5 protein-coding genes and 6 pseudogenes are annotated in these 15,400 nt (G+C 61.2%); 8 read left to right on the plus strand and 3 right to left on the minus strand.

The genetic code is table 11. The features are described 5' to 3' along the window. Nucleotides 1–25: 25 nt before the first annotated feature. The 5 genes and pseudogenes from ABIF91_RS43925 to ABIF91_RS43945 form a co-directional block, all read left to right on the plus strand. Nucleotides 26–5,176: a Ulp1 family isopeptidase gene (locus tag ABIF91_RS43925; protein WP_028182017.1), complete on the plus strand. Its 5,151-nt coding sequence runs from the start codon at nt 26–28 to the stop codon at nt 5,174–5,176. A gap of 440 nt (nt 5,177–5,616) precedes the next feature. After that, nucleotides 5,617–6,768: pseudogene (locus ABIF91_RS43930) on the plus strand (IS110 family transposase); the annotation flags it as partial. 93 nt (nt 6,769–6,861) lie between these two features. After that, nucleotides 6,862–7,991, plus strand: a protein-coding gene (locus ABIF91_RS43935) for an IS3-like element ISRj2 family transposase (RefSeq protein WP_129557670.1) whose coding sequence is annotated in 2 segments (ribosomal slippage) — nt 6,862–7,114 and nt 7,114–7,991 — 1,131 coding nt in all. Because the reading frame shifts where the segments join, the coding sequence is not laid out codon by codon here. Between the two features lie 921 nt (nt 7,992–8,912). Then, complete coding sequence (locus tag ABIF91_RS43940; RefSeq protein WP_424579883.1) at nt 8,913–9,059, plus strand: hypothetical protein; 147 nt, start codon at nt 8,913–8,915, stop codon at nt 9,057–9,059. Nucleotides 9,060–9,186: 127 nt separating this feature from the next. After that, nucleotides 9,187–9,488 (plus strand): annotated as a pseudogene (locus tag ABIF91_RS43945) (integrase core domain-containing protein); the annotation flags it as partial. On the opposite strand, the gene ABIF91_RS43950 reads toward ABIF91_RS43945, so the two are convergent. Continuing rightward, entirely contained in the window at nt 9,485–9,649 is a 165-nt protein-coding gene (locus ABIF91_RS43950) for a hypothetical protein (RefSeq protein WP_157785840.1), read from the minus strand. The pseudogene ABIF91_RS43945 and the gene ABIF91_RS43950 sit on opposite strands and share 4 nt — an antisense overlap. Before the next feature lie 614 nt (nt 9,650–10,263). On the opposite strand from ABIF91_RS43950, the pseudogene ABIF91_RS43955 reads away from it, so the two are divergent. From ABIF91_RS43955 to istB, 3 genes and pseudogenes are all read left to right on the plus strand, one after another. Further along, nucleotides 10,264–10,896: pseudogene (locus ABIF91_RS43955) on the plus strand (transposase); the annotation flags it as partial. Nucleotides 10,897–11,008: 112 nt separating this feature from the next. Beyond that, nucleotides 11,009–12,599: pseudogene (gene istA / locus ABIF91_RS43960) on the plus strand (IS21 family transposase). Beyond that, nucleotides 12,508–13,371, plus strand: a complete 864-nt coding sequence (gene istB / locus ABIF91_RS43965) for an IS21-like element helper ATPase IstB (RefSeq protein ID WP_038952122.1) — start codon at nt 12,508–12,510, stop codon at nt 13,369–13,371. The pseudogene istA (ABIF91_RS43960) and the gene istB overlap by 92 nt, the downstream one beginning before the upstream one ends. Here the strand turns inward: istB and istA (ABIF91_RS43970) are convergent. Together istA (ABIF91_RS43970) and ABIF91_RS43975 are read right to left on the minus strand one after the other, a co-directional pair. After that, nucleotides 13,358–14,212, minus strand: a pseudogene (istA, locus tag ABIF91_RS43970) (IS21 family transposase); the annotation flags it as partial. The gene istB and the pseudogene istA (ABIF91_RS43970) sit on opposite strands and share 14 nt — an antisense overlap. Before the next feature lie 120 nt (nt 14,213–14,332). Further along, a pseudogene (locus ABIF91_RS43975) lies at nt 14,333–15,064 on the minus strand (IS21 family transposase); the annotation flags it as partial. Nucleotides 15,065–15,400 lie beyond the last annotated feature (336 nt).

A 15,400-nucleotide genomic window follows, 5' to 3' on the forward strand; every position in this document is an offset into this window, starting at 1 on the left:
GTTCATATTTTGAAAGTGAGAACGGATGGATTTCCCCTCGACCAAGCGGGTGCGTGAACAATCGGACAGCACGGGCCCGCAAGAGAGCTCACCCGCGGCTCCGTCCGCAGCCGCGGCGACCTTTGAGCGGCAATTGAGCGAGATCGGCAGTTCAGGTGAAGGTCATGGAGCAATGCCGGCCGCCTCGACGCCGCAGCCGGCTCAGTCAAAAGGGATTCTGAGAAGGCTCAGCAAAAGCCCCCTTTATTCCCAGGATGCTCCCCTTATTTTTGGGCTTGAGAAGGCCCTCATCAAGGGCGGGGCCGCCAAAGGCACCGCACAAAATAATCTATATTCTCTTCGCAGCTTTGGCCAGTGGCTCTTCGCAAATAACAAAGATCCCATTGCTGCTCGGCTCGACGACGAAGAGTCGCTGACCGTTGATGCGCGCGTGTTCGAAAAGCGTCCCGCGACACTCCTTAGGGCAATAGACCATCTCAGGACCTCGCGGTCGACGGGCGGAATCGTGCCGATCGCAGGCCGCACTGAGTTGCATCCTTATCCCCAGGACGCAGCTCTGATCGAAGAGTACAAAAACGACGCAGCGACAGATACCGGCAAGAAGGATGCAAGCAAGAATGCAACTGCTCTTCGCAGTTTCAGCGACTACCTGCGTGAAAACAGCAAGAAGGGCATTGCTGCTCGTCTTTCAGACGAGGCGTTGGATGGAGATGTCAAGAGCTATAAGAGGGCCCCCGGTGCTGATACGAGGATCGGTGCCGCTCTGGCTCATCTCCGAAAATCGCAGGCGGGCGCTAAGGCGATGGAGCTCGAGCGCCATATTGATTCCGAAGACGCGGCCCTGAAGGAGTCGAGGCAGGTCGGCGACGCTGCTGCGCAGCACAGTTCGTCGCAGAAAGCTGGCAGTTGGCCAGAGGAATTGCTTCCTGCGGAAGGCCATGATCAGAATTTGCTTTTGGGTCCGATGGACGAACCCGGCCCGCCGTCCTCGGCGCCGCAACCGGCTCAGTCAACTGGGGTTGCGATAGGGCACAAGAAGCGGCCTCTTCATTCCGAGGATGTTCCCCTTATTGCGGGGTTTGAGGAGGCCCTCCGGAATGGGAGCGCCGCCGAACGCACCGTCCGAAACTATCTATCTTCTCTTCGCAGCTTTGGCCAGAGGCTCTACGCAAATAACAAAAAGAGCATTTTTGCTCGGCTCGACGACGAAGAGTCACTGACCGCTGATGCGCGCGAGTTGTTCGAAAAGCGTCCCGCGACACTCCTTAGGGCAATAGACCATCTCAGGACCTCTCGGTCGACGGGCGGAATCGTGCCGATCGCAGGCCGCACTGAGTTGCATCCTTATCCCCAGGACGCAGCTCTCATCGAAGAGTACAAAAACGAAGCAGCGACAGATACCGGCAAGAAGGAAGAAGCCAGGAGGGATGCAACGGCTCTTCGCAGTTTCAGTGACTACCTGCGTGAAAACAACAAGAAGGGCATTGCTGGTCGGCTTTCAGGCAAGGCGCTGGATGGAGATGTCAAGAGCTATAAGAAGGACGCCGGTGCTGATTCGAGGATCGGTGCCGCTCTGGCTCATCTCCGAAAATCACAGGTGGGCCCTAAAGCGATGGAGCTCGAGCGCCATATTGATCCCGAAGACGCGGCCGTGATGGAGTCGAGACAGGTCGGCGACGCCGCTGCGCAGCACAGTGCGTGGCAGAAAGCTGGCAGTTGGCCAGAGGAATTGCTTCCTGCGGAAGGCCACGATCAGGATTTGGGCCGGATGGACGAATCCGGCCCGTCGTCCTCGGCGCCGCAGCCGGCTCAGTCAACTGGAATTTTGATAGGGCACGACAAGCAGCCTCTTCATACCGAGGATGCTCCCCTTATTTCGGGGCTTGAGGAGGCCCTCCGTAATGGGAACGCCGCCGAACGCACCGCCAGGGGCTATGTACGTACTCTTCTCAGCTTTGGCCACTGGCTCTTCGCAAATAACAAAGATCCCATTGCTGCTCGGCTCGACGACGAAACGTCACTGACCGCTGATGCGCGCGAGTTCATCGGAAAGGGTAATCCCTTAAGACTTCTTGCGGCGATAGTTCATCTCCGAACCTCGCAGTCGACGGGCGGAGTCGTGCGGATCGCAGGCCGCACTGAGTTGCATCCTTATCCCCAGGACGCGGCTCTCATCGAAGAGTACAAAAACGAAGCAGCGACAGATACCGGCAAGAAGGATGCAAGCAGGAAGGATGCAACTGCTCTTCGCAGTTTCAGCGACTACCTGCGTGACAACAACAGGCCGGGCATTGCTGCTGGGCTCGGCACGTCGTTTGATGGAGATGTCGAGAGCTATAGGAAGGTCGCCGGTGCTGATTCCAGGATTGGTGCCGCACTGGCTCGTCTCCGAAAATCGCAGGCCGGCGCTGAGGCGATGGAGCACGAGCGCCATATTGATCCCGAAGAGGCGGCCCTGAGGGAGTCGAGGCGGGTCGGCGACGCCGCTGCGCAGCACATTGCGTCGCAGAAGGGTGGCAGTTGGCCAGAGGAATTGCTTCCTGCGGAAGGCCATGATCAGGATTTGCTTTTGGGGCTGATGGATGAACCCGGCCCGTCGTCCTCGGCGCCGCAGTCGGCTCAGTCAACTTGGATTGTGATAGGGAAGAGGAAGCAGCCTCTTTATTCCGTGGATGCTCCCCTTATTTCGGGGCTTGAGAGGGCCCTCATCAAGGGCGGGTTCAGCAAATCCGCTGCCGAGCAGCACGGAGGTTCTCTTCGTAGCTTTAGCCGTTGGCTTTTCGCAAAAGAAAAACCGAGCATTCGTGATCGGCTCGACAATAAGTCGCTGACCGATGGCGGTGAGGTGCTCGAGTTCATCGGAGAGGGTAATCCAAAGAGACTCGTTCAGGCAATCGACTATCTCCGGACCTTGCGGTCGACGGGCGAAGTGCCGATCTCACGACGCGCTAAGCTGAATCCTCACCCCCAGAACGTGGCCTTTATCAATCCCGAAGACACGGTACTGATGGAGCCGAGGCGCGTCGACGCCGCCGCTGCGCAGCACAGCGCGTCGCAGGAAACTGGCCGTCGGCCAGAGGAGCTTCCCGCGGAAGGCCGCGATCAGGATTTGCTTTTGGGGCTGATGGACGAACCCCGCTCGTCGTCATCTCTCGAGCCAGCCGCGCGCCATGACCAGGCACCGGATCCCGGAGAGCCCGACCGCCAGCAGTCCCCGGACGAGCCGATGGCTGCGCTTGCCAGGAGCAACCGCCTGCCAAGCGAGGAGGTCCTCATCAACGATGAGCATGACACAGCTGAGTTGAGGCCAGCGAAGAGGCAGAGGACCCTAAACAATCCGCAAGGCGTTGCCGGCGAGCGGCAGCTGAGCGAGATCGCCAATTCAGGCGGCCAGCCGACACCGGCGCCTACCCATCAACAGGGTACGTCGTCATGGGAGACGCAGCCGATGCTGCTGCGAAGCGGCTACGAAGATGTCACGGCGCCGCATTCGGTCGCGACGTACGTCGGGGACGCCGCTGCGCAGCACAGCGCGCGGCAGCGAGCTGTCAGTCGGCCATTGGTCCTCCCGGAAGGTTACGATCAGGATCTGCGCTTAATGGTGGAAGACGGCCCATCGTGGCCCGAGGTTCCTCCTGAGCAGGCGCAGGACATAGTCCAAGCTGGGCAGGAACCTGCCTGGCCGACCGTGGAAGCAGCGCCAACGCACTCTGCCAGGGCTCGCTCAAACACCTACGGCGGTATTGAGGTGTCGTTTAATCCGAATTCGCCCGCATCATTTGAGTTGCGTGACAATGCTTGGAGCCCGGCGCCTGGCTTTCCGCCGCCGTTTGCCGGGCCGGTACCGGGGCATCACCAGGGCGCTCAACAGCTCGGCTCGCCGCAGGGGCTTTCTCCGGTGTCCGCCCACTCGGACGATGACGCTTTGGCGTGGTTGAGCGAGGAGCTTGCGCGGCAGATGCAAGAACCGGCATCACCATCAACTGCCAGGGCTCAGGATCTCTATCGTGGGTTTGAGGCACTGCTTGATCCGGATGCGGCCGAGTTGGATGACAGTGCTCACTTTGCGCCAGCGCCTTCTGCCAGGGCTCGCTCAGACACCTACGGCGGTCTTGAGGTATCGTTTAATCCGAATTCGCCCGCATCATTTGAGTTGCGCGACAATGCTTGGAGCCGGGCGCCTGGCTTTCCGCCGCCGTCTGCCGGGCCGGTACCGGGGCATCACCAGGGCGCTCGACAGCTCGGCTCGCCGCAGGGGCTTTCTCCGGTGTCCGCCCACTCGGACGATGACGCTTTGGCGTGGTTGAGCGAGGAGCTTGCGCGGCAGATGCAAGAACCGGCATCACCATCAACTGCCGGGGCTCAGGATCTCTATCGTGGGTTTGGGGCACTGCTTGATCCGGATGCGGCCGAGTTGGATGACAGTGCTCACTTTGCGCCAGCGCCTTCTGCCAGGGCTCGTTCAGACACCTACGACGGTCTTCCATTGGTTGATCTGACCGCGCCCGCACCGTCCCCATTGCGCGACGATATCGTGCGGCGGTTTCCGATCACCTCCTCCGATGCTCAGATCGGGGCGTTGAATCCGATAGCCTTGTCCCACAACCGCGGGCTGGTGCTCGAGGACACGGAATGGCTGGGCGACGAGCATATCCTCAGGGATTACCAGCTTCAGGAGCTGGATTTGCAGAGGAGCGATTCGGATCTCGCCGCCCGGACGCGGTTCGTAGATCCCCTCGAAGCGCTGCGGCTGCGCCTGGGCGCGGAGAGCGACGTGCTACGCGTATTCCATCGCATCGTCCATGATCGGCGTGATAACGATACAGCCGACTTCCTGTTGCTGCCAGTGAACGATGCCAGTGCTACGGACCGCGGCAGGCATTGGTCGCTGCTGTTCGTTGATCGCAGCAACCGGCAATGGCCTGTCGCCTATCACTACGATTCCTACGGGAGATACAACGAGACGCATGCAAGACAACTCGCAGAAAGGCTGAACATCGCCCTTCAGCCCGCCGGCATGGCCCAGCAGCAGAACACTTATGATTGCGGCGTCTTTGTCGTGGACGGCACGCGGGAGCTGGTTAGGCAATTGGCGCAAGGACGGGAGCCAGACCAGCTGAACCTCAGCAACGTCGTTGCCAATCGGCAGGCACTGCAAGCGCGACTCAGGGGTTGATGTCGCCGTGGGCGGACCCTCGCGGCGCTTCTCTTTGAGCTTGAATGACGGCTGGAAGAAGTTCACCAGCAGGCGCGCCGCGGCGTAGAGACGTGCCATCACGCGGGCCGTCTCGCCCCCGTCGAAGCGCCCGTATCCGACGAGCCGCCGGACCACCGCTTGATCTCGCCGTTGAGGCGCTCGATCGGGTTGGTAACCGGTATGAGATGGCTCGGTGCCAACGTTCCGCTGCGGTGTTCCTACATCGTGGCGTACGGTGCGACCATCGGGACAGAGGCACCGGGAGCACGAAGTGCGGGCAGGCCGATGCACACGATGAGCCGAGAGCTCGAGTTAGTAGCTGGCCGCCTCTGCGACTCGCCCGGTTGCGCCGCGAGCGCGAATCCGTAGTTGTCGTGTCGCCCGCAGCTCCCGTCATGTGTTCGGCAGAGGAGGTGCGAATGCGACGGATAATTGGCATTGATGTCCACCGAACCTTCGGGGAGGTGGTATTTTGGGAGAACGGCAGGCTTCGACATGCGGGGCGCATTGATATGACGCGGACTGCGCTGGAGGGATTTGGCAAAACCCTGCTGGCCGGTGATGAGGTGGTGCTCGAAGCGACTGGTAACAGCTTGGCGGTGTCGCGGGTTCTGGCGCCATTCGTGGCGCGGGGGATCATCGCCAATCCGTTGCAGGTGAAGGCGATCGCCCAGGCTCACGTCAAGACCGACAAGATCGATGCCGGCACGCTCGCCAGTCTGCAGGCGGCGGGATACCTGCCGCAGATCTGGACGCCTGACGCGGAGACCGAGCGCAAGCGTAGGCTGGTGGCGCGGCGCTACCAGGTCGTGCGGCATCGCACGCGGCTCAAGAACGCGGTGCATTCGATCCTGCACGCGCACCTGATCCCGAAGTGCCCGCATGCCGATCTTTTCAACGCCCGCGGCCGGGCATGGTTGGCCGCTCAACAGTTGCCGGACGATGAGCGAGCGGCCATCGACCGGCATGTCCGTGAGCTTGACCGGCTGGCGGAAGACCTGGTCCTGCTCGACCGCGAGATCGCGCGGGACGCAATCGAGGATTTCGCGGTCAACAGATTGATGACGATCACCGGCGTGAACCTGGCGGTCGCCGCCGGCATCGTGGCGGCGATCGGCGACATCAGCTGGTTCAACAGCCCGCAGAAGTTGGTGAGCTATTTCGGGCTGAACCCGCGGGTGCGGCAGTCCGGGTTGGGAGCAGCCCACCACGGCCGTATCAGCAAGATCGGCCGCAGTCATGCGCGCGCCATGCTGGTCGAAGCGGCCTGGGCAGCGGCCAAGGCGCCCGGTCCACTGCATGCTTTTTTCGTACGCATCCGCGCCCGGCGCGGCCATCAGATCGCCGCGGTGGCCGTGGCTCGGAAGCTCACTGTGCTCTGCTGGCACTTGCTGACAAAGGGCGAGGATTACCTGTGGGCGCGCCCGGCGCTGGTCGCCAACAAGACCCGCGCGATGCAACTTCAAGCCGGACATCCACAACAGAAAGGGAGCCGCCGTGGACCAGCCTATGCCTACAACATCAAGTCGCTGCGCGACCGCGAGATGTTGATTGCCGCCCAGGCCGAGCAAAGCTAAGAGCTGGCCCCGCAAATTCGGACAGTAGCTTGAGTGGATTTTCTGCCTGACAGCGGCGAGGATTCTTGCTGCGAATCAGGAGCGAAGATGACGAAGAAGAGCCGCCGGACGCATTCTCCGGCATTCAAGGCGAAGGTTGCTTTGGCTGCGGTCAAAGGCGACAAGACACTGGCGGAGCTGGCGCAACTGTTTGATGTTCATCCGAACCAGATCACGATCTGGAAAAACCAGCTCCTGGAAGGCGCCGCCGGCGTGTTTGGGCATGACAAGACATCGGCCGAGACGCCGGTCGATTTGAAGGCGTTACATGCCAAGATCGGCGAGCTGGCGTTGGAAAACGATTTTTTGTCCGGCGCGCTCACCAAGGCGGGCCTGCTGAGCGCAAAGCGATGATCGACCGCGATCATGATCTTTCTATCGTGCGCCAGGCGAAGGTCCTGAAGCTGGCTCGCAGCACGGTCTACTATGAACCTCGGCCAGTTTCGGCCGAGGACCTTGCCTTGATGCGTCGGCTCGATGAGCTGCATCTCGATTATCCCTTCGCGGGAGCGCGTATGCTGCGATCGTTGCTGCGGCGGGAGGGCGTATACGCCGGTCGCCGCCACATCGCGACGCTGATGAAGCGCATGGGGATCGAGGCGGTCTATCGTCGCCCGAACACGAGCAAGCCGGCTCCGGGTCACAAGATCTACCCGTACCTGTTGCGCGGATTGAAGATCGAGCGGCCCGACCATGCGTGGGCAATGGACATCACCTACATTCCGATGCGGCGTGGCTTCGTCTATCTCGCGGCGGTCGTCGATGTGTTCAGCCGACGGGTCCTGGCCCATCGCGTCTCGATCACAATGGAGGCGGCCTTCTGCGTCGAAGCGGTCCAGGAGGCGTTGGCGAAGCACGGCAGGCCCGAGATTTTCAACACGGATCAGGGCAGCCAGTTCACCAGCCTCGAGTTCACCGATGTGCTGCTGGACGCGAAGATCGCCATCAGCATGGACGGCAAGGGCGCCTGGCGCGACAACGTGTTTGTCGAGCGGCTCTGGCGCACGGTCAAATACGAAGAAGTTTATCTCCGCGCCTACGACAGCGTGTCCGAGGCGCGAGCGTCAATTGCCAAGTATCTGGCCTTCTACAATCAGGGACGCCCTCACTCGAGCCTTGACGGGCGCACGCCCGACGAGGCTTACTTCGGCACGCAAGCTATGGTGATGGCCGCATGACCGTCGCCGACGGTTTTGTCGTCGCTCTGGTCGGGCTACGCCCTCCCGACGCAACGACAAAACCGTAAAGCCCCGCGTTCAGCATAACCCGGCAGGAATCCACTTAAATCCAGCGGGGCGCTGTCCAAACAACCGGGGCCAGCTCTCAGTAACAGGTTACGTGAAACTGATCATCCAAAGTTAGGCTGATCCGCAAATGCCAAGAACATTTCCCTTAATATGCCCCTTGCTTGCGGTGAGGCGCATGGCAACTATCCCGCCGAAGCCTGGACGGCGGACGAGGCCTTCGACCTCGTCACCGCCGCCCGCGATGATGCACCGAACGCCGTCCCCTTGCCCGGCTTATTGTGATAGACTCAGTCCGCGACCTGCCCACGCGACAGCACCCGCTCGACCACGAACTGGAATGTTCAGGAGGAGGCAACAATGGCATTTTCCCTCATCGAGAGTATCGCAACGAGGTACCTTGCTTGATTGTCAGTTTAGAACGCTCTCCGCTTAGGCGTTTGTGTCGGACGAACGAAGTTGCGGCTGCGCGGGCGGCGGGAGAGCCATGCGCTGACGGTGTAAATTGTGCCGAAGACAGCGAAAGCGATCGACAGCAAAAAGAAGAATAGCATCGTTTGAACCCCTTAGTTGTTGAAGGTTGGTCTGGCTGCATGTGTGGACCGACGCGCGCAGCGCCGAATTGTAAGCCCAGAGGCCATTCTCCATACGACGTGACGTAACGTCAGGTTCAAGCGCCGGGCGAGGGAAACGACGTCCTGGCGGTTCGTCGTCACCTGATCGCCCGACTTCCTTGGAATCAGCGATGGCGCGTCGCTGGCGATCTGATGACGAGCCACAGAGCTGGCCCAGCCCTATGCGGCGATTTGCTGACCTTTGAGGTTTGCGCTCTGGATGGGAGCTTCCGCTGGCATTTTGATGCCAGTCGATGGCGCGCCGGAGCAGATCGACCGCATGACGCAGCATTTGCAAATTTTGTTACGTGGTGTCATGGCCGATGCGAGGCAGTCGGTCGGCCGCATCGACATTCTGCCGGCGACTGACCGCACGTATCTGCTGTAACGGCGGCCTTGAGATTATCTCGCAGATCACGAACTTCGGCACGGCGCCGAGATACCTGAACAGGTTGACATGCATGCCGATCCAGTCGGACAGGCTCCAGTGCGGCCTTCACCGGCGCGTTGGCGGGCGCGGGATCAATATCTCCATGGATGGTCGCGGTCGCCGGATGGACAACGTCTTCATCGAGCGGCTGTGGCGGTCGCTCAAGCATGAGGCCATCTATCTCAAGGGCTATACCGACGGCCGCGAGGCCAAGGCAGGGTTGTGAGCTGGATCGCCTTCTACGACGATCATCGCCTTCATCAGGCGCACGGGTATCGCACGCCGATGGCGATCTGGCGCGAACGGATGCGGGCCGCGAAGGCTGTGGCAGACAGAGTCTGTGGCAGCGTGATAGAAAGGGATCAGGTGCAGTCAGTTTTCAACTAACGAACCGGTTCAAGCTGCGACGCCCATTCCCGCGCTATGCCGCGCTGGAACGGCGCGTGCTCCGTCTCCGCCGTAAAATTGAACGGCTCCGTGCCGAAGGCGCGGATCAGGCCGAGATCGACGCTGCACTCGTCGGAGACGCGAAGCGAGATCAGAGCCATGTACTCCAATCCCAATCGCAATGTAATACATCGCTGGCGCGAAGCCTATCCTGCACTAGAAAAAGCGAATCGTTCCACCCCCTCCATGTTGGTTCAAACCAACGGGCTCGGCATTCAAAGCTCGGCTGCAGGTGAGATCCAACCCAGCCGGCGATCGATGCGGAGAATTCCTCTTGGAATGACGGAGCCGTCACCCTTAATCCTTGTACCCCACGAACGCCGCGCGTGCAGGTCGACACTATTGGCATCGAACATGTGGACCGCGGCTTTCCAGCAGCCTTCGGCCTCTCTACAGCGCTGTGGAGGGCGCGTTCGGCCTCCGGCTGCGGCGCTGACGCGCCATCCTTCGGATGGGAAATCCGCTCTGCCGGCGCGCCAACTGTGGCAGCGCTTCTGAGGAGGCCGTCCAAGACAAGCTTCATGCGAAAAGAATCTCCTCGATTGTGACGGTCGATGCTGGAACCTCTTCCGCTACTTCTGCGCCATCAATCAACAGTACTGCGTGCGGTGGGCCTTGGAGCTATGGCGGAATCTGGGTGATGACGGTGTGAGGAAGGCGGCGTATCGAGGCGGGTGACGAGCCTGCCAGAACCTCTCGAGGAGAGCGATACGCCATGACCGAGACTACCAATGTTCTTGCTTTCCGTCAGCCGTCCGCGGTTGATGATCCACTGACCGATATCGTTCGTGCCGGCGCGCGGGACCTGCTTGCCAGGGCGATCGAGATCGAGGTTGGCGCGTTTCTGGCCAGCACGGCCAATCTGACGCTGCCCGACGGTCGAGCGCGCCTGGTCCGACATGGGCACGGTCCGGTGCGCGAGATTGCGACCGGCATCGGTCCGGTGGAGGTCGCTCGTCCCAAGGTCCGCGACCGCGGAGCGAGCGGGCCAGGCGACCGCCTCCGCTTCAGTTCGGCAATCCTGCCGCTATGGGCGCGGCGGACGAAGAGCCTGGATGCCTTGATCCCGGTCCTCTATTTGCGCGGCATCTCGACCGGCGACTTCCAGGAGGCGCTCTCGGCGCTGCTCGGCAAGGATGCGCCGAACCTGTCGCCTTCGGTGATCGCCGGCCTGAAGGCCGATTGGCAGGTCGAGTACGAACGCTGGCAGAGACGCGATCTGTCGGCGCGTCGCTATGTCTACATCTGGGCCGATGGCGTGTACCTGCAGGCCCGCATGGAAGATCACAGCGAATGCATGCTGGTGCTGATTGGCACCACGCCGGAAGGCAAGAAGGAGCTGATCGGCTGTGTTTCGGCATGGAATAAGGACCCCGTTTTCGGGGTGATCGGCATCCAATCGGGACCCCGGGATAAGGGTCCACAGTGGCTTCCATCGAGTCATGGAAGCCGAGGTTGGGATGCTGGTGGTGGAGACGATTGGTAAGATCCGTCGCGCCTACTTTGTTGATGGTCGTCCGATCAAGGCGATCTGCCGAGAACTTGGCGTATCGCGGAAGGTGGTTCGCAAGGTCATTCGTTCTCAAGCGACGGAGTTCCGGTACGAGCGCGAGACGCAGCCGCTCCCGAAGATGGGTGCCTGGAGTGCCGAGCTTGATCGGTTGCTGGCAGGGAATGAGAGCAAGGCGGCGCGGGAACGGCTGACGCTGATCCGGCTATTCGAGGAGCTTCGCGGCCTGGGTTATGCCGGCGGCTATGATGCGGTTCGTCGATACGCACGACGGTGGAGCAAGGAACGCGGCACCTCGACAGCGTCGGCTTATGTGCCGCTGAGCTTTGCACCCGGCGAAGCTTACCAGTTCGACTGGAGCCACGAGGTCGTCCTGCTGAGCGGCACCACGGTGATGGTGAAGGCTGCTCATGTCCGGCTCTGTCACAGCCGCATGCTGTTCGTGCGGGCCTATCCGCGGGAGACGCAGGAGATGGTGTTCGACGCCCACGACCGGGCATTCGCCTTGTTCAAAGGCACCTGCACCCGCGGCATCTACGACAACATGAAGACCGCGGTGGAGACGATCTTTGTCGGTAAAGGCCGTCTCTACAATCGCCGCTTCCTGCAGATGTGCAGCCACTATCTGGTCGATCCGGTCGCCTGTACGCCAGCGTCGGGCTGGGAGAAGGGGCAAGTCGAGAACCAGGTCGGGCTGGTCCGGGAACGCTTCTTCACGCCGCGGCTGCGGTTCAAAACCCTCGACGAGTTAAACGCCTGGCTGCTCGACAAATGCATCGCCTACGCCAAGGCTCATCGCCATCCGGAGCTGACCGATCAGACGATCTGGGACGTGTTCGAAGCCGAACGCCCCAAACTCGTTCCCTATGCCGGCCGCTTCGACGGCTTCCATGCGGTGACGGCATCGGTCTCGAAGACCTGCCTGGTGCGCTTCGACAACAACAAGTACTCGGTCGCAGCCAGCGCAGTCGGACGACCGGTCGAGGTTCAAGCCTATGCCGATCGCATCGTGATCCGTCAGGATGGACGTATCGTTGCCGAGCACCCGCGATCATTCGGTCGCGGCGAGACGGTCTACGACCCTTGGCACTATGTGCCCGTGCTGGTGCGCAAGCCCGGTGCCTTGCGTAATGGCGCTCCCTTCAAGGACTGGGTGCTGCCCGCAGCGATTGAGCGTGTACGGCGCAAACTCGCCGGTGCCGACGATGGCAATCGACAGATGGTCGACATCCTCAATGCGGTGCTGACAGACGGATTGCCCGCGGTGGAAGCCGCCTGCGCCGAGGCGGTCGCTCATGGCGTTCATTCCGCCGATGTCGTTCTCAATATCCTGGCCCGTCAACGTGAACCCGCCCCACCGGCCAACATCATGACGCCGGCCGCACTGACGCTCCGTCATGCACCGATCGCCGATTGTGCCCGCTACGACAACCTCCGGAGGACCATCTGATGGAACGAACCCAAATCTTCGACCTCATGGGCGAACTCAAGCTCTACGGCATGAAGGCTGCCTTCGACGAGATCATGGCAACTGCCGTTAAGCGCCAGCACGAACCTCAGCGCATTGTCGGCGACCTGCTCAACGCCGAGATCAACGAGAAGCAAGCCAGGTCGATCAAATACCAGCTCACCATTGCCAAGCTGCCGCTCGCCAAGGACATCGCCGACTTCCAGTTCGACGGCACGCCGATCAATCAGACTCTCGTCAATGATCTCGCTGACGGCGGCTTCATCGCCCAACAACGCAACGTCGTGCTGGTTGGCGGCACCGGTACAGGCAAAACACACCTGGCCATTGCCGTCGCCAGAAGTTGCATCCGCAATGGCGCTAGAGGACGCTTCTACAACGTCGTCGACCTCGTCAACCGGCTCGAGACCGAAACCCGCAACGGTCGGCAGGGACGGCTCGCCGAGCATCTGACCCGCATGGACTTCATCGTCCTCGACGAGCTGGGCTATCTGCCGTTCGCGCAATCCGGCGGTCAGCTCTTGTTCCATCTCATCAGTCGGCTCTACGAGCGCACCTCAGTCATTGTCACCACAAATCTTGCGTTCGGCGAATGGCCGAGCGTGTTCGGCGATGCCAAAATGACCACCGCGCTACTCGACCGATTGACCCATCACTGCGACATCGTCGAGACCGGCAACGACAGCTGGCGATTCAAAAGCCGCGACGATGTTCAAACAACCCGCGCTCGCGCCGTCTCCGCAACCCCGACCAGCTCCGACGACCCGAGCGCTACCAGCAGAGCACGCCGATCAAAGGGGTCCCTTTTGGAGGCCGATAGGGGGTCCCAGTCAAACGCCGATTGACAAAGAAGCGCTGATTGCGCAGCCGGGCCAGAATCCAGCGCTGGGCGATTTGCACCGCGACCTCGACCTTCGCCTTGTCTTTTGGGCGCCGCGGCCGTGCGGCGAGAATGGCCGTGCCGTAATGGCTCGCCATCTCGGCATAAGTGCGATTGAGGCCGGGATCGTAGCGGTCGGGGTTGCTGACGGCGGCTTTGAGGTTGTCGCAGACCACGAACGTCGGCGTTCCGCTCAAAAACGTGAACAAGTTGACGTGGGCCCGGATCCAGTCGGCCAAGCTCTCGCTGGGGCAGGCCTCGGCGTAGGTGTAGTTCGAAGCGCCCATCGCCGCGACGAACAGCTTCATCGGCTGCACTTCCCCGGTCAGGGGATCGACGATGTCGATGGTGTCGCCGGCGAAATCCACGAACACCTTCTCGCCGCCCAGATGAATCTGCCGCATCGAAGGTCGGACCCGCCCCTTCCAGGCCTCGTAGGTAGTGCAGAACCACGTGTACCCGAAACCGTCGGGATTAACGGCGCGATACTCCTCCCAGAGCAGGCGACGGGTTACGTTGCGCCGGCGGAGCTCTTTATCGATGTAGCTCCAGTCGGGCACCGGCCGCTGCGGGCTCTGAGACGCTGGTCGTGGGGCCGGGAAAAGCAAAAGCTCCAGGTCTTCATCGGTCATTCCCTCCGGAAGCGGCCAGCTCAACCCAGCAGAGCGGGCGCGGCTCAGGTAGCTGTGCACAACGCCGTTGCTGACGCCCACGCTCCGCGCGATGGCCCGCTCTGGCAGGCCTTGAAAATGTTTTAACCGAAGGACTTCCTTGATCCGGCGCATCGACAATCTCTGGGTAGGCATTGGACTTCCTCGTTAACCACGAGGTCATCCCTAAGCCGGTTGAGTTGTCGGCCGAAGCGCTGCAAGGCTCCGAAAGCCTTGCTCACGATCCCGCGAAATCGTTGCTCACGATCGTCTGAAATCTCTGCTCACGATCCCCTGAAATCCGCGCTCACGATCCCCCGAAACGCGCATGGGGACCCCGCCAAAATACCGGAACGCCTCTTCGTGGAGCTGCGCCCAGACTTGTTGGCTGGACTTCCAGACTACCCGCCGGAAGCTGCGCCGCGAGTAGCGTAGCGTCATCACGAACAGGCGGGGACGACGGTACCGCCCGTTCTTCGGATCAACCGTCGGCGCGCCCTCGCCATAGTCGACCTGAGCTTCCTCGCCGGGGAGGAACTCAAGACGATCAAACTGCTCAGGATCAGCGTGCCGCAACCGGCGCACAAACCGCTTGACACTCTGGTAGCTGGACGGAAAGCCAAATTGATCAACCAGGTCCTGGTAAATCGCCTGCGCGTTCCGCTTCAGCCGGACCTGTTCTTCGATCCACGTCCGATGCGCTTCGCAAGCCGAACGGGCCAGGCTGCTGGTAACCGTCGCTTCCGATGTCCCAAAAGCCGGTGGTCGGGGTGGAGGAATTTGGCCGTCCGCGCTCACCGAGCCGGTGGTCACTTCCCCGGGGGAATTTGCCTCCGCACCAGCCCGCAGCGCCTGATAACGCCGGATCGTCTTGCGATCGACACCCGTCAGCCGGTGAATCTCGCGCTGGCTGGTGTTGCGATCAAGTAATGTAAGTACGGTGCTTTGCAGATGTCGCTTCAAGACGTTCAACTCCCCGGCCCCTTGCTGGCTAAAGGGGTCGAACATAAACGTCCTGCCTGACCGGCTACTGCTGTTCAGCGGCGCTGACGGCGATCATCAGGTGGGGGAGTTTCAAGTGACCATACCCGGGGGATTTTGACCGACCCACGGGGCGTTATCCGGTTCTTGTCCATCGGGTCGCGGATTTGCTCCACGCTTTCTTCAGACCCCGTCTTGCGACGACGCCCTTGCGCTTCGCTAACCCTTCGCCACCATCAGGCTGGGTAGAGGACTTCCACCTCCAAGCTGTCGTTCATACTCGGCACACAGAAAAGGGGCCGCATCTCTGCGGCCCCTTGCCGGTTGCAATCTTACTCGTAATGAAACGCCAGCCCCGGCGAA

Origin of the sequence: Bradyrhizobium sp. USDA 241 (assembly GCF_049739505.1) — a bacterium.
Lineage (GTDB): Bacteria > Pseudomonadota > Alphaproteobacteria > Rhizobiales > Xanthobacteraceae > Bradyrhizobium > Bradyrhizobium liaoningense.